We start from the raw sequence: 22,284 nt of genomic DNA, 5'->3' as shown, positions 1-22,284 counted from the left end.
GTCACTGCTAGGCCTTCGCGCGACGGGATGATGTCGTGCGGTGCTACCCGCGCACCTCGATCTGCACGATGAACTCGTTCTCGACGCTGCCGTCCTTCGCTCCGATGCTGTAGGCCGCGACGTCGTAGAACCCGGGCAACATATCGCTCGGCAGCGTCAGCTGCGCGGAGAACTGCGACTCGACGCAGCACTCCGCGGCCGTGATAGGCACCGTGAGGATGACGTGCTCGGCGGCGTCGCGGAGCTCGACGGTGAAGGCCGCCTCGAACAGGGCGGCTGTGCCCGTGAGCATGACGAGTCCCCCGGCGTCGTAGCGGTCGCCGCACCGCGGCGAGGTCATGATGATCATCGGCCGCTCGGGCGAGATGGTCACGGGGAACTCGACGAGATTCGCCATCGAGCCGTCCTCGGGGCTCATCGTGTACGCGCGGAAGGTCACGCGCAGGGGATCCTCCTCGGGCGGGAATGCGAGTGTCCCCTCCCACGTGCCGCGGGTTCCGCTGCCACTCGTGGCCATGAGATGGCGCACGCATGCGGTCATGCCGGACTCGTCGACGGCATCGATCGTGAGGGCGGCCTCGAAGACGTCGGCCGTGCCGCTCGCGGCGAAGGGGACGGAGAGCGTCGTGCCCTCGGCAGGGGTGTCGATCGTGATGGCGGCCGTCGCCCTGGAGCCGGAGGCCGAACCGGAAGGGGAGGGGCTCGCGGCTTCGGACGGTGTGTCGGATGGGCTGCCCGAGGGCGCGCTCGAGGGGTCGGCCGCACACGCGGTCAACGCCAGGAGTCCCAAGAGAACGGCTGATCCGAGCGTCCTTCGAGCGAACATGGTGCACCTCTTCGCCTGGTGCGGAATCTACACCCGGCCGGGAGGCTCGGAAAGGCATCTCGCCACCCGCCGGGGCGCGAGGCGGCAGGATGGGTGCCATGCCCGGGGATGAGCAGCTGGTTCGGATCGACGGGCGCCGGCTGCGCCTGTCGAACCTCGCCAAGGTCCTCTATCCCGAGACCGGGACGACCAAAGCCGAGGTCATCGACTACTACACGCGGATCGCCTCCACGATGATCCCGCACGTCATCGGGCGGCCCGTGACGCGCAAGCGCTGGCCCGACGGCGTCGGCACGGCCGAGGATCCGGGGCAGGCCTTCTTCGCGAAGGACCTCGAACGCGGGGCGCCGGACTGGGTCAGGCGACTTCCGATCCCGCACTCGGGCGGGCCCAAGGACTACCCCCTCGCGGGCGACGTCCCCACGATCGTGTACCTCGCGCAGGTCGCGAGCCTCGAGCTGCACGTGCCGCAGTGGCGCTTCACCCCTGCAGGCGACCGAGGCGACGCCGATCGTCTCGTGCTGGACCTCGACCCCGGCCCGGGCGTGGGACTGCCGGAGTGCGCGGAGGTCGCCCGGTGGGCCCGCGACATCCTGGGTCATATGGGTCTCGATCCCTATCCCGTCACGAGCGGGAGCAAGGCCATCCAGCTCTATGCGGCGCTGCCGCCGGGCCAGTCCAGCGAGAACGCCTCAGCCCTCGCCCACGAGCTCGCCCGCGCGATCGAAGCCGATCACCCCGAGCTCGTCGTGAGCAGCATGAAGAAGGCGATCCGCGGCGGGCGGGTGCTCATCGACTGGAGCCAGAACAGCGGCTCGAAGACGACCATCGCCCCCTACTCGCTGCGCGGGCGCCCGCATCCGACGGTCGCCGTGCCGCGGACATGGGACGAGCTCGACGACCCGGGTATGCGGCATCTGCTCTTCGACGAGGTGCTCGAGCGCGTCGAGGCGATCGGCGACCCGCTGTCGCCGCTCGGCTTCCACGCCGGCGGGCGCGAGGCAGACGACGGACCGCTGCGAACGTACATCTCGATGCGCTCCGCCGACCGCACGCCGGAGCCCGTGCCCTCGAACCCGGCGGCCGCCGTCCGCGCGTCGGACGAGCTGCCGACCTTCGTCATCCAGGAGCACCACGCGACGGCGCTGCACTGGGACTTCCGGCTCGAGCGGGACGGCGTGCTCGTCAGCTGGGCCGTGCCGCGCGGGGTGCCGCACTCGTACACGCGCAACAATCTCGCGATCCAGACCGAGGACCACCCCATGGAATACGCCTCGTTCGAGGGCACGATCCCCATGGGCGAGTACGGCGGGGGCAGCGTCACGATCTGGGACGACGGCCGCTACGAACTCGAGAAGTGGCGCGACGACGAGATCATCCTCACCGCCGAGGGACGGCCGGGCGGTCCCCTGGGCCGCGTCCGTCTGGCGCTGATCCGCACAGAGGGCGAGGGTGAGAAGTCGAACTGGCTCCTGCACCGGATGAAGACGGATGCCTCGGGCAGGGTGCAGCCCGACGGCACCCCCGTCGAGCCCTCGCGACAGGCCGATGAACCGCGTCGGGGCGGCCGGCGGCCGGCCGCGGCATCCACCACCCCTCCCACCCCTGACCGTGAGGTCGCCGAAGAGCGGTCGATCGACGATCTGGTCGCCTCGGTGCCGCCTGCCGAGTGGCCGCCGTCGGCCGCCGACCTCAAGCCGATGCTCTCGGTGACGGCATCCGTCGATCGCGCACGATCCGATGCCCGGCAGTGGGGTGACCCGGCGTGGGCGGAGGCGAAGTGGGACGGCATCCGCGCGCTCGGCGTCTGGGACGGGAGCGCGCTGCGCCTGTGGGCCCGCAGCGGCAACGAGTCGACCCACAAGTACCCCGAGATCACTGAAGGCGGGCCGGGATTCGGCGACGAGCGCTGCATCGTGGACGGCGAGCTCGTCGCCCTCGACGGCGGCCGGCCGAGTTTCGCGCTCCTCCAGACCCGCATGAACCTCGTGCGCAGCGGCGACATCGCCCGCGAGGCCAAGCGCACGCCCGTCCGCTACTACCTCTTCGACGTGCTCGTCGCGCGCGGGCGCGACGTCACGGGACTCCCCCTGAGCGATCGCCGTCGCATCCTCGAGCAGCTCGCCGCGGAGACGATCCCCTCGATCGTCGTGCCGCCGGTCTTCGACGATGTGGATGCCGCGCTCGAGGCGAGTCGCCGGTTCGACCTCGAGGGGATCGTGGTGAAGAACCCGCGGGCGGCGTATCGGCGGGGCATCCGGTCGGACTTCTCACTCAAGGTCAAGCTGACCCGCACTCAGGAGGTCGTGATCGCCGGGATCCGGCCGGGGCAGGGCGAGCGGTCCTCGACCTTCGGCTCGCTGCTCGTCGGAATCCCTGGGCCCGACGGTCTTGAGTACGCGGGACGGGTCGGAACCGGGTTCAGCGACACGACCCTGCGGACGCTCATGGCGACGCTCGATCCGCTGCACACGAGCACGAGTGCGCTCGTCGGGGTGCCCGCCCTCGACGCGCGCGGCGTGCAGTGGGTGCGGCCCGAACTCGTCGGCGAGGTCGAGTTCGGGGAGTTCACGCCGACCGGCATCCTCCGGCATTCACGGTGGCGTGGGCTGCGGCCCGACAAGTCCCCCGACGAGGTCACGAGGGAGAGCTGACCTCTCAGCGGTGGGCGTCGTGCTCGATGTGCCCTGCGCCCTCGAGCTGGAAGGTGGAGTGCTCGACGTCGAAGTGGCGGGCGAGGCATCCCTGCAGGTCCTCGAGGATGCGTCCCGACTGGCCTTCCAGCGCCGCGGCGTCGACGACGACATGCGCCGAGAACACGGGTGCTCCCCGCGTGAGCTGCCAGACGTGCACGTCGTGCACGTCGACGACCCCGGGGGTGCTGAGGATGTGGTCGCGGATCTCCTGGACGTGCACGCCCTTGGGCGAGGACTCGCTCAGCACGGAGAAGACCTCGCGGAGCAATCCGACGGCCCGGGGGACGATCATCGCCGCGATGAGAAGGGATGCGACGGCGTCGGCCTGGACCCAGCCCGTCGTGATCACGACGATCGCCGCGACGATGACGGCGGCCGAGCCCAGCAGGTCGCCGAGCACTTCGAGGTAGGCGCCGCGGACGTTGATGCTCGTGCGCTGCGCCGCGCTCAGCAGCCACAGTGCGACGGCGTTCGCGCCGAGACCCACGACTGCGACGAGGAGCATGAGGCCGCCCGCGACCTCGACGTCGCCGGGAGCGACCAGCCGCTGCACGGCTTCGACGGCGATCCAGACCGACAGGACGATGAGGATCACACCGTTGACGAGAGCCCCGAGCACCTCGGCCCGCTGGTAGCCGAAGGTGCGCCGATCGTCGGCGGGGCGGGCCGCCACGACGCTCGCGATCAGTGCGATGACGAGGGCCGCGGCATCCGTGAACATGTGCACGGCGTCGGCGAGCAGCGCGAGCGATCCCGACAGCGCCGATCCCACGATCTGCACGAGCATGACGATCGCCGTGATGGCGAGCGAGATCGCGAGCAGCCGCCGTGCGGCCGATCCTCTGATCCCCCCGGGTGCGGGTGCGTGGTCGTGCATGGCTCCAGGGTAGGACTGCTCCCCCGCCCTGCGTCGCCTATCGGCGATGTCGGGAATGAGTTCGATTCTCAGCCTCAGGCCGGGAGGAGCAGCGCGATGCCGGTCGCCGCGAGCCGCCAAGACCACGCAATGCAGGCGATCGCGACGAGCTGGGGATCGCCGTGCCGCCAGCACGGGAAGACGTCAGAGCGCGGCGAGGAGGGGCGCGAGCGCGTGGAAGGCGCGAGCGCGATGGGATGCCGCGTTCTTCTCCTCCGCGGTCCACTCCCCTACGGAGCGCTGGACGCCGGTGGGCTGATCGTCCGGAACGAAGATCGGGTCGTACCCGAAGCCGCCGGCGCCGGACGCCGCCATCGCGAGGCGCCCCGGCCACACGCCTTCGACGACGTGCTCGACGCCCGACGGATCCACGAGCGCGATGGTCGAGACGAACTGCGCCGAGCGATGCGGATCGCGGATGTCGGACAGCTGGTCGAGCAGCAGGGTCAGGTTGGCCGCGGCATCCTTCGCATGCCCCGCCCAATACGCAGAGAATGCTCCCGGAGCCCCGCCCAGGACATCGACGCAGATGCCGGAATCGTCAGCGAGAGCCGGGAGGCCCGTGTGCGCCGCAGCCGCCCTCGCCTTGATGAGGGCGTTTTCCGCGAAGGTCGTGCCGTCCTCGACGGGTTCGGGGCCGTCGTAGCCGACGACCTCGAAATCGGGACGCGTCGCCGCGACGATCGCCTGGAACTCCTCGACCTTGTGCGGATTGTGCGTCGCGAGGACGATCCGGCGCGGCGAGGCGCCGCCGACCGTCTCGCTCAAAGGCTGGACTCCGCGAGGGCAGCCGACTGGAGGTCGCGCAGGTCGGCGCAGCCGTTGACTCCGAGCTCGAGCAGCGCATCCAGCTCGCGCTTGTCGAAGGGCGCGCCCTCCGCTGTGCCCTGCACTTCGACGAACAGGCCGCGGCCCGTCACGACGACGTTCATGTCGGTTTCGGCGCGGACGTCCTCGACGTAGGCGAGGTCGAGCATGGGCTCGCCGTCGATGATCCCGACCGACACTGCGGCGACGGAGTCGATGAGCACCTGCGACTTCTGTCCGACGAACCGCTTGCCGCGCGCCCATTCGATCGCGTCGGCGAGCGCCACGTAGGCGCCTGTGATGGCCGCGGTCCGCGTTCCGCCGTCGGCCTGCAGCACGTCGCAGTCGATGACTATCGTGTTCTCGCCGAGGGCCTTCGTGTCGACGACGGAGCGCAGCGCGCGACCGATGAGGCGCGAGATCTCGTGGGTGCGCCCGCCGATGCGGCCCTTGACCGACTCGCGGTCGTTGCGGTCGTTCGTCGCGCGCGGGAGCATCGCGTACTCCGCGGTGATCCAGCCCTTGCCCTTGCCCGTGAGCCAGCGCGGCACGCCGTTCGTGAACGAGGCAGTGCACAGCACCTTGGTGTTGCCGAACGAGATGAGCGCCGAACCCTCGGCCTGGCTGCTCCACCCCCGCTCGATCGTGATGGGGCGGAGCTGGTCGACGGTGCGCCCATCGGCGCGGACGATCTCAGTGGTCATGCGATTCCTCTCGACGGGGCGTGTCCCGATTTCGGTCGTTGCCGGGTGCTTCGAACGACAGAGAGTGGGACACGTAGGGAAGGCGGGACAACGGATGCCTCAGCCGCGGGCCGAGGGAAGGTCTATGGCGCCTGTCTGGACGAGGCGCACAGCGGCGACCTCGCGGCCCATCAGGCGGTGGGCGAGGCGCAGGAACTCGTCGGCCGAGTCGCCCGTCGCCTCGTAGACGTGCGCGGGAGCGGCATCCGGACCCGCGAGCAGATCGCGCGAGACGAGCTGGCGGTAGACGTCCTTCGCCGTCTCGGTGTCGCTCGAGACGAGTGAGACGTCCGGTCCCATGACGTAGCTGATCGCACCCTCGAGGAACGGGTAGTGCGTGCACCCGAGCACGAGAGTGTCGACTGCCGCGTGCCGCAGCGGCGCGAGGTACTCCTCGGCGACCGCGAGCACTTCGGCGGAATCCGTGACGCCGGCTTCGACGAACTCGACGAAGCGCGGGCACGCCTGCGCGAAGACCGTGAGGCGCTCGTTGACCTCGAGCATGTCCTGGTAGGCGCGCGAGCCGATCGTGCCGGCCGTGCCGATGACGCCGATCCGACCGCTGCGGCTCGTCGACATGGCGGTGCGGACGGCCGGTCCGATGACCTCGACGACGGGGATGTCGTAGCGCTCGCGCGCGTCGCGGAGCATCGCCGCCGACGCCGTGTTGCAGGCGATCACGAGCATCTTGACGCCCTGATCGACGAGGGTGTCGAGCACTTCGAGGGCGTACCGACGGACATCCGCGATGGGCTTCGGCCCGTAGGGCGAATGCGCCGTGTCTCCGATGTAGAGCATCGACTCGCGGGGCAGCTGCGCCGAGATCGCGCGGGCGACCGTGAGACCGCCGACCCCGGAGTCGAAGATGCCGATGGGCGCGTCGTTCACGATCGTCCAGCCTAGTCCGCGTTCCGCACGGCCCGGCCTGCGCGGGCCGTCGGGTGGCTAGGCTGACCGGATGACGGCCGCGGAGAGCATCGCCCTGCACACCGACCGCTACGAGCTCACGATGCTCGACGCCGCTCTGAGAGACGGCACGGCACAGCGCCGCTGCGTCTTCGAGCTGTTCGGGCGCAGGCTCCCCGGCGGACGCCGCTTCGGCGTCGTCGCGGGCACGGGGCGACTGCTTGCGCTGCTGCGGAACTTCCGGTTCGGCGACGACGAGCTGCGGTTCCTGCGGGACGAGCGGATCGTGGATGCCGCCACCCTGCGCTATCTCGAGGGCTACCGGTTCGCGGGCTCGATGCGCGGCTACCGCGAAGGCGAGCTGTACTTCCCGGGCTCGCCCATCCTCACGGTCGAGGGCACCTTCGCCGAGGCCGTCATCCTCGAGACGCTCGCGCTGAGCGTGCTCAATCACGACTCCGCGGTCGCGACGGCCGCGGCGCGGATGAGCATCGCGGCCGGCGACCGGCCCCTCGCCGAGATGGGCTCGCGTCGCGCGGGCGAGCGATCCGCCGTGGCGGCCGCCCGCGCCGCCTTCATCGCGGGCTTCGGAGCGACGTCCAATCTCGAGGCAGGCAGGTACTGGGGCATCCCGACGATGGGAACCGCCGCGCACGCGTGGACGCTTCTCCATGACAGCGAGGAGTCGGCCTTCCGCGCCCAGATCGCGACGCTCGGCACGGGCACGACGCTGCTCGTCGACACGTACGACATCCGTCGGGGCGTCGAGACGGCGATCCGCGTCGCGGGCACGGAGCTCGGCGGCGTCCGCATCGACTCCGGCGACCTGCCGACCGTCGCGGCGCAGGTGCGCGCCCAGCTCGACGAGCTCGGCGCGACGGGCACGAGGATCACCGTCACGAGCGACCTCGACGAGTACGCGATCGCGGCCCTCGCTGCATCGCCCGTCGACTCCTACGGCGTCGGCACCTCGGTCGTCACGGGATCGGGCACGCCGACGGCGGGGATGGTCTACAAGCTCACGGCGCGGCAGTCGGGCGACGGAGCGTGGATCGCCGTCGCGAAGGCGTCGACCGACAAAGCCTCGAAGGGCGGGCGCAAGGCCGCCTTCCGGACCCTCGACCGCGGTACCGCGACGAGCGAGCTCATCGCGATCTCCGACGGATTCGAAGAGGTCGAGTCGGCGGCGCGGCATCCCGACGCCCGTGCGCTGCACGTGCCGCTCGTCGTCGACGGCGAGATCGACACGGCGTTCGAGGGGCCTGCCGGCGTTCTGGCCGCCCGCGACCACCACGCGCTCGTGCGCGAGGAGCTCCCGGTGCGGGCGCTCGCCCTCAGCCGTTCGGACCCGGCCATTCCGACGGTCTACGTCGAGGCGTGAGCCCGCGAGGGCGCGGCTCAGGTGCGCAGCGACTCGTAGATCTCTTTGCACGTCGGGCAGACGGGGAACTTCTCGGGATCGCGGCCCGGCGTCCACTTCTTGCCGCACAGCGCGCGCACGGGCTTGCCCGTGATCGCGGACTCGAGGATCTTGTCCTTCTTCACGTAGTGAGAGAAGCGCTCATGGTCACCCGGTTCGATGGACTCTTCGCGGATGAGCTCTTCGAGCTCGCGGTCGAGGGTCGCGATGCCCGCTTGATCGGGGCCTTCGACGGGGGTGCTCATAGTCCGCAATTGTAGCCGCGGCGAGAGACCCGGGGGCGGTCGGTACGGGATGCCGCGGCATCCCGATCCCGCCGTCACGTGGACTCGGCGAACTCCATGATGCGGCTCCCGCGCCGGCGGAAGACGGCGGCGCCGATCCCGATTCCGAACAGCAGGACGGCGAGTCCCACGCCGGTCCCGCCCCAGAGCGCCATGGAGGCGGCCTCGATGTCGACGGTGAGCGCCGTCCACGCCCACCACAGTGCCGGAACGCTCAGCACGAGCGCGCCGAGCATGACGACGCCCTGGGCGATCGCACTGCCCGACCCTGTGCGCTGCGGCTGCTGGAAGGCGCTCTCGCCCGGTCGGCTGACGGCATAGGGCCAGGCGACCGAGGAGATGCTCGAGAGCCCGAGCCCCGTGAGGAAGAGCGACGCGCATACGCCGATCATCGCGGGGAGGATCGCCCACCGGCCGTGCAGCGAGATCGCGAACGGGATCGCGATCGCGAGGCTGGGGATGCCGATGAGGAGGATCGGCACGAGACGCCCGATCCGGTCGGACGAGCCTCGGACGCCGCTCGCGAAGTGCATCCAGACGGCGGTTGAGTCGTAGGCGAGGTCGTTGTGCGGGAGCCAGCCGAGGAAGAGCGCGGCGAGCGGGACGGGGACGAGCGCCACGACCGATGGCGGCACGCCCGCGATGAGCAGCGGGACGGTCACGAGTGCCGCCGCGATGGGGATCACGACGAGGTTCGCGAGATAGCGGCGGTCGCGGGACCAGTACAGGAGGCTGCGCGCCGCGATCGCACCGCCCGGCGTGCCGGGGGCGACGGCGAACCACCCGAGGCCTCCGCGCTCGCGCGTCGAGACCGGCCGCTCCGTCGTCGTGAGAATGCGGTGCACGATCCACACCCACAGTGCGCCGAGGACGACGACCGTCGCAAGCGCCACGACGAGCGACTGCGCGGCTTCGGGAGCCCCGAGAGCGAGGAGGCCGGGGAACGCGGCGGAGGCGCCGAGCGGCGACAGCGCGAGCAGGCGGACCGCCTCGGTCAGCTGCGTGGGGACGACGCCCTCCCACTCGAGCGATGCGAGGAAGACGCACACCGGCACGACGACGACGAGGATCGTCAGCGCGAACAGCCCCGACAGCTCGCGGGAGCGGCGCTCGGTGAGGAACATGGACGTGATCGCCATGAAGACGCGGGCGAGCAGGACGCAGGTCGCGACCTGGAGGACGGCGCCCAGTGCCGCGGCCGCCCCCGCGACGCCGTGGGCGGCCCAGACGACGGCCGCACAGGCGCAGAGCGCGGCGAGCACGAAGATGGGGACGCTCACGAAGCCCACGAGGCCCAGCACTCCCGCGAGCCGCATCGGCGGCAGGCCGAAGACGGCGAAGCGGCGCGGGTCGAGAGGATCGCTCACACCGCCGATGAGGGGTGCGAGCACGAAGCCGAGCGTCACGGCCGACCCGCCGAGCACGGTGACGGCGATCATCGCCGCATCCGACGCGTCCCTCAGCGTCAGCAGCGCCCAGCATCCCGCGGCGGTCGCCGCCGCGAGGATCACGAGCCCCACGACGACGCGGGCCGTCTGACGCCCGTCGCCGCGCAGTGTTCCGATCAGCAGCGAGAGCCTCAGTCGGAGAACGTGTGCAGCCACTCGAGGCCCTCCACGTCGCCGAGACCTCCGGCGAGTTCGACGAAGCGCTGCTCGAGGGTCAGCTCGCCGCGGACGTCATCGACCGTTCCCTCGGCGAGCACCTGCCCCGACACCATGACGGCGACGCGCGTGCAGACCCGCTCCACGAGATCCATGCCGTGGCTCGACAGGATGACGGTGCCGCCGTGCGCGACGTAGGCCGACAGGATGTCGAGGATCACGGCGCTCGAGACGGGGTCCACCGCCTCGAACGGCTCGTCCAGCACGAGCAGCCGCGGCGAATGGATGAGGGCGCCCGCGAGCATGACCTTCTTGGTCATTCCCGCCGAGTAGTCCGACACCGTCCGGCCGAGGGCATCGGTCAGGTCGAAAGCGCGCGCGAGGTCCGCGATGCGGCTCTCGACGGTCGAGGACGGGAGACCGCGCAGCACGCCGTAGTAGTAGAGCAGCTGTCGGCCCGTGAGGCGGTCGAACGTGCGCAGGCGATCGGGAAGGACGCCCATGAGGCGCTTCGCGCGGGTCGGATCGGATGCCGCGTCCACGCCGGCGACCGTGATCGAGCCCTTGTCGGGGCGCAGAAGGCCCGCGATGAGCGAGAGCGTCGTCGTCTTGCCGGCGCCGTTCGGGCCGACGAGGCCGTAGAAGGTGCCCGCCGGGATCGTGAGGTCGATGCCGTCGACGGCGCGCGTGTCGCCGAACCGCTTGCTCACGCCGCGGAGCGCGAGGGCGGCGGGTGCCGCCGCGAGCTCTTCGTCGAGGACGACGGATGCCGCGAACGGGTCGGCGTCCTCGGGTGCGACGGGAGACTCGGCGACCAGGACATCGCCCGAGGCCGCCGCGACGGCGGCGACGGCGGCAGCAACGTCCGACTCGGGCTCGATCTCGGACGAGATCTCGGGATCCGGTTCCGGCTCCGCGACGACGACGGGCTCGGGCTCGGTCTCCACGACCTGCTCCGGCACAGCCGGAGCGGCTTCCGGCTCCGCTTCGGCGATGACCGCTTCAGGCTCGAGCTCGACGACGATGCGCTCCGGCTCGGCGACGACAGGTTCCGGCTCCGGCTCAGCGACGACCGGCTCGGGAACGGGAACGAGGTCGATCAGGGCCGGGGCCGCGGGAGCGGCATCCGGCAGCACGTCCTCGACCGGCGCAGCAGGCTGCTCCCGCGCGGGCGCCGGGGGAAGCGGAGGCTTGGGCGGGATCACGAGGTCGTCCGGGTACGACGGAGCCGGAGCGGCTGCGAGATCCGGAGGAAGCGGCGGCGGCGGACCAGGATCGGGCGCGACCCTCGGCTGAGCGGGGCGGCGGGGCTTGGTGGTCCGCGCCTTCTGCCGCGGGGCGCGCGGCTGCCGCTTCGGCGTCAGGGGAAGAACGGGCGCGTCAGTGGTCTCGTCGGCGACCCCGTCCGGGTCGTCCCGGAAGGCGTCCTGTGGCACCGGTAGAGAGGCTGTCACCGATCCAACGTATCAAGTGGGCGCCCGAATCCCACGGCTCGAGTCCGCGCGGCGCCCGGACGGCGCAACGGAACGTTATGTCACGATCCGGCAACGGCGTGTCGGCATTATGCACCCTCCCAGCACCCTTCGCTACCATGTAGCAGGCACGACGGAGTGTCGATTCGGTTAATCAACCGTGGAATCCCGCACTCCAGGAGCAGATCTTGACACTTCAGACCGTGATCCTCGCAGCCGGCATGGGCTCGCGACTCGGCCGCAGCCTGCCGAAGCCGCTCACCGAACTCAACGACGGCCGCAGCATCATGAAGCAGCAGCACGACAACATCCGTGCCGCCTTCGGCTCCTCCGCCCGCATCACGACGGTCGTCGGCTACAAGGCCGAGACGATCGTCGAGGCGTTCCCCGAGGTCGACTACGTCTACAACGACCGCTACGACCAGACGAACACGTCCAAGAGCCTGCTGCGCGCCCTCGGCGCGACGGGCCGCGGCGGCGTTCTCTGGATGAACGGCGACGTCGTCTTCGACCCGCGCGTCCTCGGCCGTGCCATCGCCCTCATCGAGCGCGACCAGTCCTTCGTAACCGTCAACACCTCGAAGGTCAGCGACGAAGAGGTGAAGTACACGACCGCTCCTGACGGCTGCATCAAGGAGCTCTCGAAGACCGTCGTCGGCGGGATCGGCGAGGCCGTCGGCATCAACTACATCTCGAGCGCCGACAAGAAGGCGTTCATGCGCCAGCTGACGCGCGTCGACGACCAGGATTACTTCGAGCGCGGTCTCGAGCTCGCGATCGCCGAGGACGGACTGCGTCTGCAGCCGCTCGACATCTCCGACCTCTACGCCGTCGAGGTGGACTTCGCGGAAGACCTCGAGCGGGCGAACCTGTTCGTCTGACCCTGAGTCAATCCCCCGCGTCCTCTCGGCGCGTGCTCGTAGGATCGGCCTGATGGCCGACAAGGTGCACAGCATCCACTCCCTTCCCGACGGCGCGCCGTGGGTGGGGGGACTTCCTCCCGTGGGCTCCGACGAGCATCCGCGTTCCGTGCGCGCGCTCGACCGCGTGCTCGCGATCCAGCGACCCGTCGTGCTCGCGCATCTGCGCAGCATCCGGCTCCGGCATCCGTCCGCGTCGACGACCGAGATCGTCCGCATCCTCGAGCGCCGGTATCTCGCGGCGGTCACAACGGGCGGCGCAGCGGTCGGCGCGACCGCCGTCGTGCCCGGCATCGGCACCGGCGTGACGCTCGCCCTGAGCGGCGTCGAGACGCTCGGCTTCCTCGAGGCGACGGCGCTGTTCGCGCAGTCCGTCTCCGAGGTGCACGGCATCCCGATCGAGAACCCGGATCGTGCGCGGGCGCTCGTCCTGACCCTCATGCTCGGCAAGGAGGGCGTCGACCTCGTCGCTCAGCTCGCGGGCCAGGCGAGCGGCAAGGGCGCGTCGCGCGACAAGTACTGGGGCGAGCTTGTCACCAAGACCATCCCGCGCGCCGCCGTCGGCCCCCTCGTCGATCAGCTCAAGAGCGTCTTCGTGCGCCACTTCGCGGTGCGCGGCGGAGCGTCCTGGATCGGCAAGGCCCTGCCCTTCGGGATCGGCGCGGCGTTCGGCGGCGCCGGCAACAACATCCTCGGCCGTCGCGTGCTCGTGAGCGCGCGACGCGCGTTCGGCATTCCTGCTGCCGAACTCCCCGCCGAGCTCGAGCCGCGGCCGGGCGCGACGCGCCTCGAGTATGCCGCAGGCCGCGGCTTCCGGCGAGCGGGCGGAGCGGTCGTCGGAGGCGTGACGCGCGGCGTGCAGGCCGCGGGATCGGCGGGCCGCCGCTTGGCGCCGCGCCGCCGTGAGGCGATCGAGCCGGCACCCGAGCTGCTCGATCCGGAGGATCTGGGAGACGACTGATGGGACTGTTCGCGCAGCGCGCCGAAGACAACGAGGAGTGGGCGGGACTTCCGTCCGAGCCCGCCGACCAGCTCAATGAGGCCGAGAAGCTGCGGGATGCCGCCCCGGCGGACGCCGCCGGTCTCGGAAGTCTCTTCGGCACGTCGACGGTCTTCGTCCCGCTCACTGCCGCGGAGGCGGAGAAGACGCCCGCCGACGAGGCCGAGGGCGACGAGCCCGACGGGGACGCCGCCTGAGGCTCTCTCGCCGGGAGTTCGGGCTCCACGCGGCGCTCGCCTGCGGCATCCTGACCCGCCTTTGCGGCGATCTCCTGTGCGGAAACGCGCGGCGCAATAGTCTCGCTCTATGGACAGCACTCTCGCCTGCCTGGCCGCCTGGATGCCACGTCAGCGGTGGTACGCCGGCAAAGGGAGACTCCCGAGCCTGCGCCTCGTGTCGTGGTGGGACCTGCCGGCGCAGGACGCGACGGTTCGGACGTTCCTGATCGCCGACGAGGGCGCGCTCCCCGCCGTCCTGTACCAGATCCCCGTCGTCTCCCGCTCGACGGCGACGGTCGAGGCCCACCCCGACCACATCATCGGCAGCCCCGAACCCGGGACGACCTTCATCGACGGACCGTTCGACCCCGCGTACTCGAGCGCCCTCCTGCGGCTCATCGTCGAAGGCGGCACAGCGACAGGTCCGGGGACGACCGTGATCGGTCAACCGAGCCGTCCCGGCGCGCGCCGGGCGGGGGGCGCGGCATCCGTCCTCGCCGGCGAGCAGTCCAACACATCGCTCATCTTCGCCGCGGAGGAGGGCGAGACGCCCATCATCTGCAAGGTGTTCCGGCAGCTGCATCCCGGGCTGAACCCCGACATCGAGCTCTCGACCGCGCTCGCGCGTGCCGGCTCGTCGCACGTGCCGCCGACGATCGGCTCGGTCGAGGGCCAGTGGCCCGACACGGCCACGGCGCAGGGGACGTTCCGCGGATCGCTCGCGTTCGCGGCCGAGTTCCTGCCGGGCGTCGAGGACGCCTGGCGCGTCGCGCTGCGCGCCGCGGCGGCGGGCGACGACTTCACTGCTCCCGCGGCGGCGCTGGGCGCGGCGACGGCGGACGTGCACGTCGCTCTCGCCTCGCTCTTCCCGACGCACGCCGCGCATCGGGAGGACTTCGAGGCGACCTCGCGGACATGGCAGCGCCGACTCGCGATCGCGATCGCCGAGGTGCCTGCCATCGCCGAGCGCCGCGAGGCGATCGACGCCGTCTACGCGCGCGCCCTCGCGGCGGAGTGGCCGAGTCTGCAGCGCATCCACGGCGACTTCCACCTCGGACAGGTGCTGCACGACCCGAAGCGCGGCTGGGTGCTCCTGGACTTCGAGGGCGAGCCGCTGCGCCCGATGTCCGAGCGGACGCGCGCGGATCTGCCGCTGCGCGATGTCGCCGGGATGCTGCGGTCGTTCGACTACGTCGCGGGGTCCATCCGCCTCGATCATCCCGACCGCTCCCCCGCCACCGTGCGGGAGTGGGTGCGCGGAGCGCGCTCGGCGTACGTGGAGGGCTACGCCGCCGTCGCGGGCGTCGACCCCGTCGCGCAGGAGGCTCTGCTCAGCGCACTCGAGCTCGACAAGGCCGTCTACGAGGCGATCTACGAGTCTCGCAACCGGCCCACGTGGGTCACGATTCCCCTGCGGGCCATCGCCCGCCTCGTCGAGCGGCCCGCGCCCGTCGGCTGACCAGCGCGCTCAGTCGTCGAGCTCGGCCTCGTCCTCGGATTCGTCCTCGAGCTCTTCGTCGACGGCGCCCGCGTGCCACACGTCCCATTCGGCCATGAGGTGTGCGATGGCCGAATGGAAGCGCCGCGTCGACGCGCCGGGGGTCGCGTCGCCGAAGTAGCGCTCGACCCACACCCCGAGACGCCCGACGGCCTCCGGGTCGCTCAGAACGCGCTCCGTCTCGTCCACGACGGCCGATGCCGCCCCGGCATCCAGCCACTCGCACGCGGAGAGGTAGCCGTGCGTGTCGACGATCGCGGCAGGATCGGCCGGCCGCGTGATGAGCAGCGGCCTGCCCGCGGCGAGGCGGTCGTAGACCATCGCCGAGATGTCGACGATCGCGACATCGGCCGCCGCGAGCTGCCAGCCGAGGTCGGGACCGTCGTCGAAGACGTGCTCGGCGCCGGTGTCCGCCCGATTCGCGGCGGCGAGAGCCGCGATGATCCGCCGGTTCGCGGCGCCGTACTCGGCGTTCACGACGCCTGAGCGCGGATGCGGGCGGTAGACGACGCGGTGGCGCCCCGTCGCGAGGAGCGCCTTCACGAGCGCTTCGCCGTGCGACACGATCGATCCGTAGTGCGCCGAAGGGCGGTCGCCCTCCCACGTCGGCGCGTAGAGCACGACGGTGCGGTCATCGGGCGTGTACGGCAGGGCGCCCGAGTAGTGGTCGGCCTGGGGCCGGCCGATCGCGATGGTCCGCTTGTCGAGGTCGTAGTCCCACAGCACCCGCGAGAGGCGCTCCCGCGCGGCATCGCCCGCGATGAACGCGTAGTCGTATGCCTTGAACTGGTTCGTGGTCATGTACATCTTGTCGGACTCGCCGTGGTTGATGAACACATGCCACCGACGGCCGTACCGGAACATCTGGAAGTTGCGCGTGTTCTGGTTGACGTACAGCACGATGCGAATGTCCTGCTTCGCGATGAACCGCTCGAGATCGCGGATGGTCGGCACGAACGCGACGGGCGGCGCGTCCTCGGCCACGAGCGCCTGCGCCCCGGTCGCGGAGCGGCTCAGGATCACGACGGGCCAGCGCTTGGAGAGCTCCGCGAGCGGCTTGTACCACTGCCGCATCTGGTACATGTTGACCGCGCCGTCGGCGAAGTAGACCGCCACCTGGTAGTGGTGAAGTGGATGCTCCGGCCGAACCGCGAGCGTCCGCCTGACGTCCTGCACCGCTGTGCGGCTCGCGAGAGCCTTGCGAAGAAGGGCTGTCGCGTTGCGTGCATCCGTTACCAGTCCCACGCCTTCAGCCTACCGGCGGCCCCGCATGCCATGATCGACGGGTGCAGTCGTCAGAGCCCGGGCGCAAGGACGCGCCCGTCGTCCCGGACGACGCGGGCGTGAGCTTCGTCATGCCCGTGCTCAACGAGCGCGGCTACCTGCGCCGCGCCGTCGAGACGGTGCTCTCACAGGAGGTCGACGGCCCCGCCGAGCTCATCCTCGCCCTGGGGCCCTCGACGGACGGCACGAACGAGGTCGCCCGCGAGCTCGCCGCGGAAGACGACCGGATCGTCCTCGTCGACAATCCCGCCGCCGACATCCCGGTCGGCCTGAACATCGCGATCCGCGCCGGCCGGTACCCCACCGTCGTGCGGGTCGACGCGCACTCCGAGCTGCGGGACGGCTACACGCGCCAGGCGCTCGCGACGCTCAGCCGTGTGCGGGCGGGCAACGTCGGCGGCGTCATGCGCGCCGACGGCCGCACACCCTTCCAGCGGGCGGTCGCCCGCGCCTACAACTCGCCCGTGGGCCTCGGCGGAGGGGCGTATCACGGGGGGACGCAGGAGGGCGAGGCGGAATCCGCCTACCTCGGCGTCATGCGGCGCGCCGTGCTCGAGGAGGTCGGCCTCTTCGACGAGTCGATCCGACGCGGAGAGGACTGGGAGCTCAACCTCCGCATCCGGCGCGCCGGCTATCGAGTGTGGTTCGACCCCTCACTGTCGGTGACCTACTGGCCACGTGAGAGCTGGGCGCGCCTCGCACGCCAGTTCCACGCGACGGGTCGTTGGCGCGGCGAGCTCGTCCGGCGCTTCGGCCGCGGCAACTCGCTCCGGTTCTTCGCTCCCCCGGCCCTCGTCGTCGCGATCGGGCTCAGCATCGTCGTCGGACTGCTCCAGCTCACCGGCCTCCTCACGGGATGGTGGTCGGTCGCGGCATCCGTCGTCCATCTGCCCGTGCTCGCCTACATCGCCCTCGTCGTCGTGTGGGCGATCGGCCCGGGCGGCGGGAAGGGCTGGCGCGACAAGCTGTGGACGGCCGCAGTCCTGCCCACGATGCACCTCATGTGGGGTGCGGGGTTCCTCGCGGGTGTCGCGCGCGGCGCGCACGACACCGTCGACACGTCGCGGCTCGGCGACCGCAACACGCCGCTGCCCTGACCCCTGGGGGCGTGCGCGATTCGCGGAGCCGGCGGCTCAGGCCCGTTCGACGAAACCCTGATCCAGGATGCGGTCGACGACGCGCTCGGCCGCGCGCCCGTCGTCGCGCGCATTGAAGCGCTCGCGCCAGATCGCGTACTTCTCCGCGAAGCGGGCGGGGTCGCCGTCGAGCACTTCCGCGACGAGCTCGTCGTGCGACCGGACGAGCGGCCCCGGCGCGTGCGCCACGAGGTCGAAGTAGAAGCCGCGCAGATCCGTGCTGTAGTGCTCCATGTCGGGCACGAGGAAGTACATCGGCTTGCCCGTGACGCTGAAGTCGAACATGACCGACGAGTAGTCCGTCACGAGGGCGTCTGCCGCGAGGAGCAGCAGCGACGTGTCGGGGAACCCCGTGACGTCGATGACGCGCGGGCCCGCGGCATCCCGGCCCTGCAGAAGCGTCCGCGAGTGCCCCCGCACGAGCACGACGGCGCCCGTTGCAGAGGCCAGTGCGGCCGGGTCGACGAAGTCCACGATCTCGTCGCGATCGTCGCGCCACGTCGGCGCGTACAGCAGAACGCGATCGTCAGGACGGATGCCGAGTGCCCGGCGGGTCTCGCCTCCGTCGCCCGTCGTGAGCACGTCGTTGCGCGGATACCCCTCGACCCAGACCGGTCGCGTGAGGAAGGCGTAGGCCTTCGCGAGGATGCGGCCCGCATACGGGTTCTGCGCGAGGAGGACGTTCCAGCGCCGCGATTCGCGCACGACGGCCGCCATGCGGCGCGGATCGAAGCCGGGTCGATGCAGCGCGAGCCGCTTGAGGGGCGTGCCGTGCCACGTCTGCAGGACGAACTGTCCCCGCCGGCGCTCGAAGCGGCGACGCAGCCAGTCGTTCACGACGAGCAGGCGCGCCGATCCGCGGGCGCGCCACCATTCGGGACTGCCCTCGACGACGGCGATGGCACCCTCGGGGACGCGCACCGAGAGGTCGACGACGCTCCAGTAGCGGGTCACACCGGGCGCACGGGCGGCGAGCTCGCGATCGATCGCGAGCGGGTTGCAGCTCGCGTTTCGGCCGTAGAAACTCTCGAAGAAGACGGCGTTCTCGAGACCGTCGGGACGCGTCGCGTAGCGGCGCTCGAGGGCCGCCTGCCCCTCTCCCGAGTCGTAGGCAGGGTCGATGGGCGGGCCGATGCGCACGACGCCGGCCTCGAGAGACGCTCGGACCGTGCCGAGCTGCACGAGGGGAAGCGGCGCGGGCGGCGCGATCGGCGGAGCATCGGCTGCCGTCTCGATGACGAGGGCGTAGTCGCCCACGGGCAGCGGAAGCTCGGGGCCGCCCCAGCGCGCCGCACGCAGAGCGAGCACGGCGCGCCACGTCTTGCCACGCCCAGTGATCGAGGCCCGCGCGCGGGCGCGTGCGCCGACGAGTTCGATCGAGGCGGGCCGCGGGCCCTCGCCCGAGAGGATCAGCGCAGCGCCGGGGTCGCTCGCGAAGCGCGCGTCGGTCATCCGTTTCCTTCCTTGGGTTCCAGACCAGCCAGGATCGCACGGTACACCCGCTCGGTGTTGCGGCCGTCTCGGTGCGCGTGCACCCGCTGGTCGAGCTTCCGTGCGCGTGCGAGAGCGCGATCCCGTGCCGCCTCGTCGCCGAAGATCGCGTCGAGGCGCGCCGCGGCGCCCGTCCAATCCGAGACGGCCTCATCGCCCGCGACATCGGCATACGTGCCGTAGAAGCCGCGACGGCGACGGTAGGCCTCGACGTCGGGGGCGAGGAACACGACGGGAAGCGGGACGAGCGCCGAGTCGAACACGAGGGACGAGTAGTCCGTGACGAGCGCGTCGAGCCCCGGCAGGAGCGGAGTCACGTCGGCGACGAGGTCGCTGCCGAGCGAGCGCACGCGCTCCGTCGGCGCGGGCGGGCGGTACTCCCCCGCTCCCAGCGGGTGCGAGCGCACGAGCAGGACGGCGTCGTGGCGCTGCAGGACCTCGACGATGCCGCGCCACTCGTCCGCGGACGGCACCGCCGGATCGGGCTCGCCGTCCCGCCACGTCGGCGCGTACAGAACGATCCGCGCCGAAGCATCGAGCGGGCCCGCGGCCGCGTCGAGCCGTTGGCGCGCGGCGGCGCGGCGCTCGGCGGGGCTCGCGCGCGAGAGCACGTCGACGCGGGGCTCGCCCGTGACGGGCACCCGCGCGTCGGGCAGGGCGAAGGCCGACTCGAGCCGGCCGCGCACCGCGTGCGAAGCGGCGGGGAGCACTCCGATGCGCTGCGCGGCCCGCCGGTACGCGATGCGCAGGATGCGGCGCGCGATCAGCGACAGGATGCCGCGGCCGAGTGCCGCGGGCGGACGCAGCGTCTCGGGCGAATCCAGGCCGATGCGCTTGAGCGGGATGCCGTGCCACAGCTGCACGACGAAGGCGCCCGTCACGGCGTAGCGGTTCGCATCGCCGAAGCCGTGCGTGACGACGACGACACGTGCACGCGCCGTGCGCCAGAAGCCCCGGAGCGAGTGCTTGGGAATCGACGGGATGCCGCGGGCAGCGGCATCCCGGGCCTGTCGGTCGTTCTCGACCAGCCACACCGCGGGGTGGCCATGCGCACGTGCGACGTCCCACAGCGCGAGCGCGCCGTCGGCGATTCCGACGGCGCAGCCGAAGACCCATTCGTCGCTCGTACGGGGCACGACGAGGGTCGCGAGGCGCCCTGCGGCATACAACGGAAGGCGGGCCAGCTTCGCCGCGTTGCCCGCGCCGAACGAGAAGGACGCCACCCCGCGAGCCTATCGCGGGGTGGCGTCCTGACCGGATCCGGGGGCTACGCGCCGAGGGTTCCGAGAGTCACGTCGACGGTGTGCTCGACGTCGCCGCGCACGTACGTGAGCGTCGCCTCGCTGCCGCCTGCCGCGGCACGCACCTGCGCCGTGAGGTCGGTCGCGTCGGTGACGGGCACGCCGTTGAACTCGACGACGACATCGCCCTCCTGGAGGCCCGCCGCAGCGGCCGGGCCGCCGGCGACGGCTTCCTTGATGTAGGCGCCCGTCGTCGTAGATCCCTCGATCGACGCGGCCGGCAGCACGTTCGCGCCGAGGAGCCCGTGAGTCGCCTCGCCGTCCGCGATCAGCTCATCCGTGATGCGCTTGACGATGTCGGACGGGATCGAGAACCCGACGCCGATCGAGCCGGACTGGCCCGCCGACCCCGCCGTCGCGATCGCGACGTTGATGCCGATGAGATTGCCCTCACTGTCGACGAGCGCACCGCCCGAGTTGCCAGGGTTGATGGCGGCGTCGGTCTGGACGACCGCGATCGAGATCGACTCCGTGGCCTGCGAGCGGTTCTGGTCGCCCTGGCCGAAGTCGAAGTAGAACGGCCCCTGGTCGCCGTTGTCCTCGGGGGTTTCGCCCTCGTTGTCGTCCTGCGTCTCGGGGGCGGCCGACGACGCGATCTGGATCGAGCGGTTGAGGGCGCTCACGATGCCCGTCGTGACGGTGTTCGACAGGCCGAGCGGCGCGCCGACGGCGACCGTCATGTCGCCGACATTGAGCTTCGACGAATCCGCGAAGTCCATCGTCGGCAGGTCCGACGCGTCCACGAGCTTGATCACCGCGAGGTCGTAGGTGGGGTCGAGGCCCACGACCTCGGCGTCGTACACGTGTCCGTCGGACGTCGTGACGCGCAGCGTCGGGTCGGACGCCGAGCCGTCGAGGGTCACGACGTGCGTGTTGGTCACGACGTAGCCGTCCTCCGTCAGGATGACGCCCGAGCCGGTGCCGCCGCTCGAGCCGCTCGACGACGAGATCGTGACGACGGTCGGCACGACCTTGGCCGCGATCGCGTTGGTCTGGCTCACGGACTCGGTGTCGTTCACGACGACGGTCTGCGGACCCGCTGCCGGGCGGTCCCGCGTCTCGCCGAAGAGATCGATGCCCGCGACGGCACCGCCGAGGCCCGCCGCGCCGCCGACGATCGCCGCGGCGACGACGAGGCCGACGACCTTGCCGGCACCGGACTTCTTCTTGGGCGCGGGCGCGGTGCCCGTGGGGACGGAGCCCGTCATGGGCGGACCAGCGAGCGGAGCGGTCGGCTGGGTCTGACCAGCGGCGGCGCCGAACGACGACGCGTAGGGCTGACCCTGCGCGGGGGCTCCGTAGGGCGGCTGGCCCGTGTATGCGGGCTGGCCGGCGTAGCCGGGCTGGGCGGGCTGGCCGCCGTAGACGGGCTGCTGGGGGGATCCGTACGGCTGCTGGGGGTGGCCGGGGTATGCGCCGGCGGGGCGCGCCTGGCCGGCCGGCGCCTGCCATCCGGCGGGGGCGACCGGCGCCTGCGGCTGCACGGGAGGCTGCGGCGGGATGGGAGGCTGAGCGGCCTGCGCCGGCGGCTGCGGCGCCACGGGCTGGGCCGCGGCCGGCGCGACAGGTGCCTGCGGCGCGACGGGCGCCTGCGGCTGGACGGGGGCCGGCTGATCGGACGACGTCGGCGCAGCGGGCGCGGGCGAGGTCTGGGGAACGTCGTTCCCGTCGGCAGGGACTGCGGGACGATCGTCCGTGTTGTCGCTCATGGCTGCTCCTTCTTGGCTGACGATCTCACTCTGCCGACGGTTTCTGTGCGTTT

General features: G+C 71.4%; 19 protein-coding genes. 7 read left to right on the top strand and 12 right to left on the bottom strand.

Going from position 1 to position 22,284, the window contains the following annotated elements; translation table 11 throughout:
* Nucleotides 1–43: 43 nt before the first annotated feature.
* Nucleotides 44–775 carry a Gmad2 immunoglobulin-like domain-containing protein gene (locus MJ607_RS05760; protein ID WP_243074623.1) on the bottom strand — a complete coding sequence of 244 codons (732 nt, stop codon included), beginning with the start codon at nt 773–775 and terminating at the stop codon, nt 44–46.
* A gap of 149 nt (nt 776–924) precedes the next feature.
* Between MJ607_RS05760 and MJ607_RS05755 the strand changes: the two genes are divergently transcribed.
* A complete protein-coding gene (locus MJ607_RS05755; RefSeq protein ID WP_243074622.1) occupies nt 925–3,480 on the top strand; it encodes an ATP-dependent DNA ligase in 2,556 nt (851 codons plus the stop codon).
* A 4-nt stretch (nt 3,481–3,484) separates the two neighbouring features.
* Here MJ607_RS05755 and MJ607_RS05750 read toward each other — a convergent pair whose 3' ends face one another.
* From MJ607_RS05750 to murI, 4 genes are all read right to left on the bottom strand, one after another.
* A complete protein-coding gene (locus MJ607_RS05750) occupies nt 3,485–4,399 on the bottom strand; it encodes a cation diffusion facilitator family transporter (protein ID WP_243074621.1) in 915 nt (304 codons plus the stop codon).
* Between the two features lie 183 nt (nt 4,400–4,582).
* The gene (gene rdgB, locus MJ607_RS05745) at nt 4,583–5,206 is read right to left on the bottom strand and encodes an RdgB/HAM1 family non-canonical purine NTP pyrophosphatase (RefSeq protein WP_243074620.1); all 624 of its coding nucleotides are present in this window, start codon (nt 5,204–5,206) and stop codon (nt 4,583–4,585) included.
* Complete coding sequence (gene rph, locus MJ607_RS05740) at nt 5,203–5,949, bottom strand: ribonuclease PH (RefSeq protein WP_243074619.1); 747 nt, start codon at nt 5,947–5,949, stop codon at nt 5,203–5,205. Before rph ends, rdgB begins: the two co-directional genes overlap by 4 nt.
* A gap of 99 nt (nt 5,950–6,048) precedes the next feature.
* Entirely contained in the window at nt 6,049–6,876 is an 828-nt protein-coding gene (gene murI, locus MJ607_RS05735) for a glutamate racemase (RefSeq protein ID WP_243074618.1), read from the bottom strand.
* Between the two features lie 70 nt (nt 6,877–6,946).
* Between murI and MJ607_RS05730 the strand changes: the two genes are divergently transcribed.
* Complete coding sequence (locus MJ607_RS05730; protein ID WP_243074617.1) at nt 6,947–8,275, top strand: nicotinate phosphoribosyltransferase; 1,329 nt, start codon at nt 6,947–6,949, stop codon at nt 8,273–8,275.
* A 17-nt stretch (nt 8,276–8,292) separates the two neighbouring features.
* Here the strand turns inward: MJ607_RS05730 and MJ607_RS05725 are convergent, their stop codons facing one another.
* From MJ607_RS05725 to MJ607_RS05715, 3 genes are all read right to left on the bottom strand, one after another.
* Nucleotides 8,293–8,559, bottom strand: a complete 267-nt coding sequence (locus MJ607_RS05725; protein WP_243074616.1) for a DUF3039 domain-containing protein — start codon at nt 8,557–8,559, stop codon at nt 8,293–8,295.
* 74 nt (nt 8,560–8,633) lie between these two features.
* Nucleotides 8,634–10,202: a hypothetical protein gene (locus MJ607_RS05720; protein WP_243074615.1), complete on the bottom strand. Its 1,569-nt coding sequence runs from the start codon at nt 10,200–10,202 to the stop codon at nt 8,634–8,636.
* Nucleotides 10,178–11,638: an ABC transporter ATP-binding protein gene (locus tag MJ607_RS05715; RefSeq protein WP_243074614.1), complete on the bottom strand. Its 1,461-nt coding sequence runs from the start codon at nt 11,636–11,638 to the stop codon at nt 10,178–10,180. The genes MJ607_RS05720 and MJ607_RS05715 overlap by 25 nt, the downstream gene beginning before the upstream one ends.
* Nucleotides 11,639–11,862: 224 nt before the next feature.
* Here MJ607_RS05715 and MJ607_RS05710 point away from each other — a divergent pair, with 224 nt between their 5' ends.
* The 4 genes from MJ607_RS05710 (at nt 11,863) to MJ607_RS05695 (ending at nt 15,271) form a co-directional block, all read left to right on the top strand.
* Nucleotides 11,863–12,555, top strand: a complete 693-nt coding sequence (locus tag MJ607_RS05710; protein WP_243074613.1) for an NTP transferase domain-containing protein — start codon at nt 11,863–11,865, stop codon at nt 12,553–12,555.
* Nucleotides 12,556–12,607: 52 nt separating this feature from the next.
* Entirely contained in the window at nt 12,608–13,555 is a 948-nt protein-coding gene (locus MJ607_RS05705) for a hypothetical protein (protein WP_243074612.1), read from the top strand.
* Nucleotides 13,555–13,791, top strand: coding sequence for a hypothetical protein (locus tag MJ607_RS05700; protein WP_243074611.1), 237 nt, complete (start codon nt 13,555–13,557; stop codon nt 13,789–13,791). The genes MJ607_RS05705 and MJ607_RS05700 overlap by 1 nt, the downstream gene beginning before the upstream one ends.
* A gap of 109 nt (nt 13,792–13,900) precedes the next feature.
* Nucleotides 13,901–15,271: a phosphotransferase gene (locus MJ607_RS05695; protein ID WP_243074610.1), complete on the top strand. Its 1,371-nt coding sequence runs from the start codon at nt 13,901–13,903 to the stop codon at nt 15,269–15,271.
* Between the two features lie 9 nt (nt 15,272–15,280).
* On the opposite strand, the gene MJ607_RS05690 is transcribed toward MJ607_RS05695, so the two are convergent.
* Nucleotides 15,281–16,555, bottom strand: a complete 1,275-nt coding sequence (locus MJ607_RS05690) for a CDP-glycerol glycerophosphotransferase family protein (protein WP_243074609.1) — start codon at nt 16,553–16,555, stop codon at nt 15,281–15,283.
* Nucleotides 16,556–16,665: 110 nt separating this feature from the next.
* Between MJ607_RS05690 and MJ607_RS05685 the strand changes: the two genes are divergently transcribed.
* Entirely contained in the window at nt 16,666–17,691 is a 1,026-nt protein-coding gene (locus MJ607_RS05685) for a glycosyltransferase family 2 protein (protein ID WP_243075265.1), read from the top strand.
* Between the two features lie 36 nt (nt 17,692–17,727).
* Here the strand turns inward: MJ607_RS05685 and MJ607_RS05680 are convergent, their stop codons facing one another.
* Genes MJ607_RS05680 through MJ607_RS05670 form a run of 3 tightly spaced genes read right to left on the bottom strand, consistent with a single transcriptional unit; the run spans nt 17,728 to nt 22,231 of the window.
* Nucleotides 17,728–19,182 (bottom strand): CDP-glycerol glycerophosphotransferase family protein, encoded by a 1,455-nt coding sequence (locus MJ607_RS05680; protein WP_243074608.1) that lies wholly within the window; start codon nt 19,180–19,182, stop codon nt 17,728–17,730.
* Nucleotides 19,179–20,444: a CDP-glycerol glycerophosphotransferase family protein gene (locus MJ607_RS05675; RefSeq protein ID WP_243074607.1), complete on the bottom strand. Its 1,266-nt coding sequence runs from the start codon at nt 20,442–20,444 to the stop codon at nt 19,179–19,181. Before MJ607_RS05675 ends, MJ607_RS05680 begins: the two co-directional genes overlap by 4 nt.
* 44 nt (nt 20,445–20,488) lie before the next feature.
* Nucleotides 20,489–22,231, bottom strand: a complete 1,743-nt coding sequence (locus tag MJ607_RS05670) for a S1C family serine protease (protein ID WP_243074606.1) — start codon at nt 22,229–22,231, stop codon at nt 20,489–20,491.
* Nucleotides 22,232–22,284: the final 53 nt, after the last annotated feature.

Origin of the sequence: Microbacterium sp. SS28, assembly GCF_022761035.1 — a bacterium.
In the GTDB taxonomy this organism is placed as follows: Bacteria; Actinomycetota; Actinomycetes; order Actinomycetales; family Microbacteriaceae; genus Microbacterium.
This window is presented reverse-complemented; position numbering and strand designations above follow the sequence as displayed.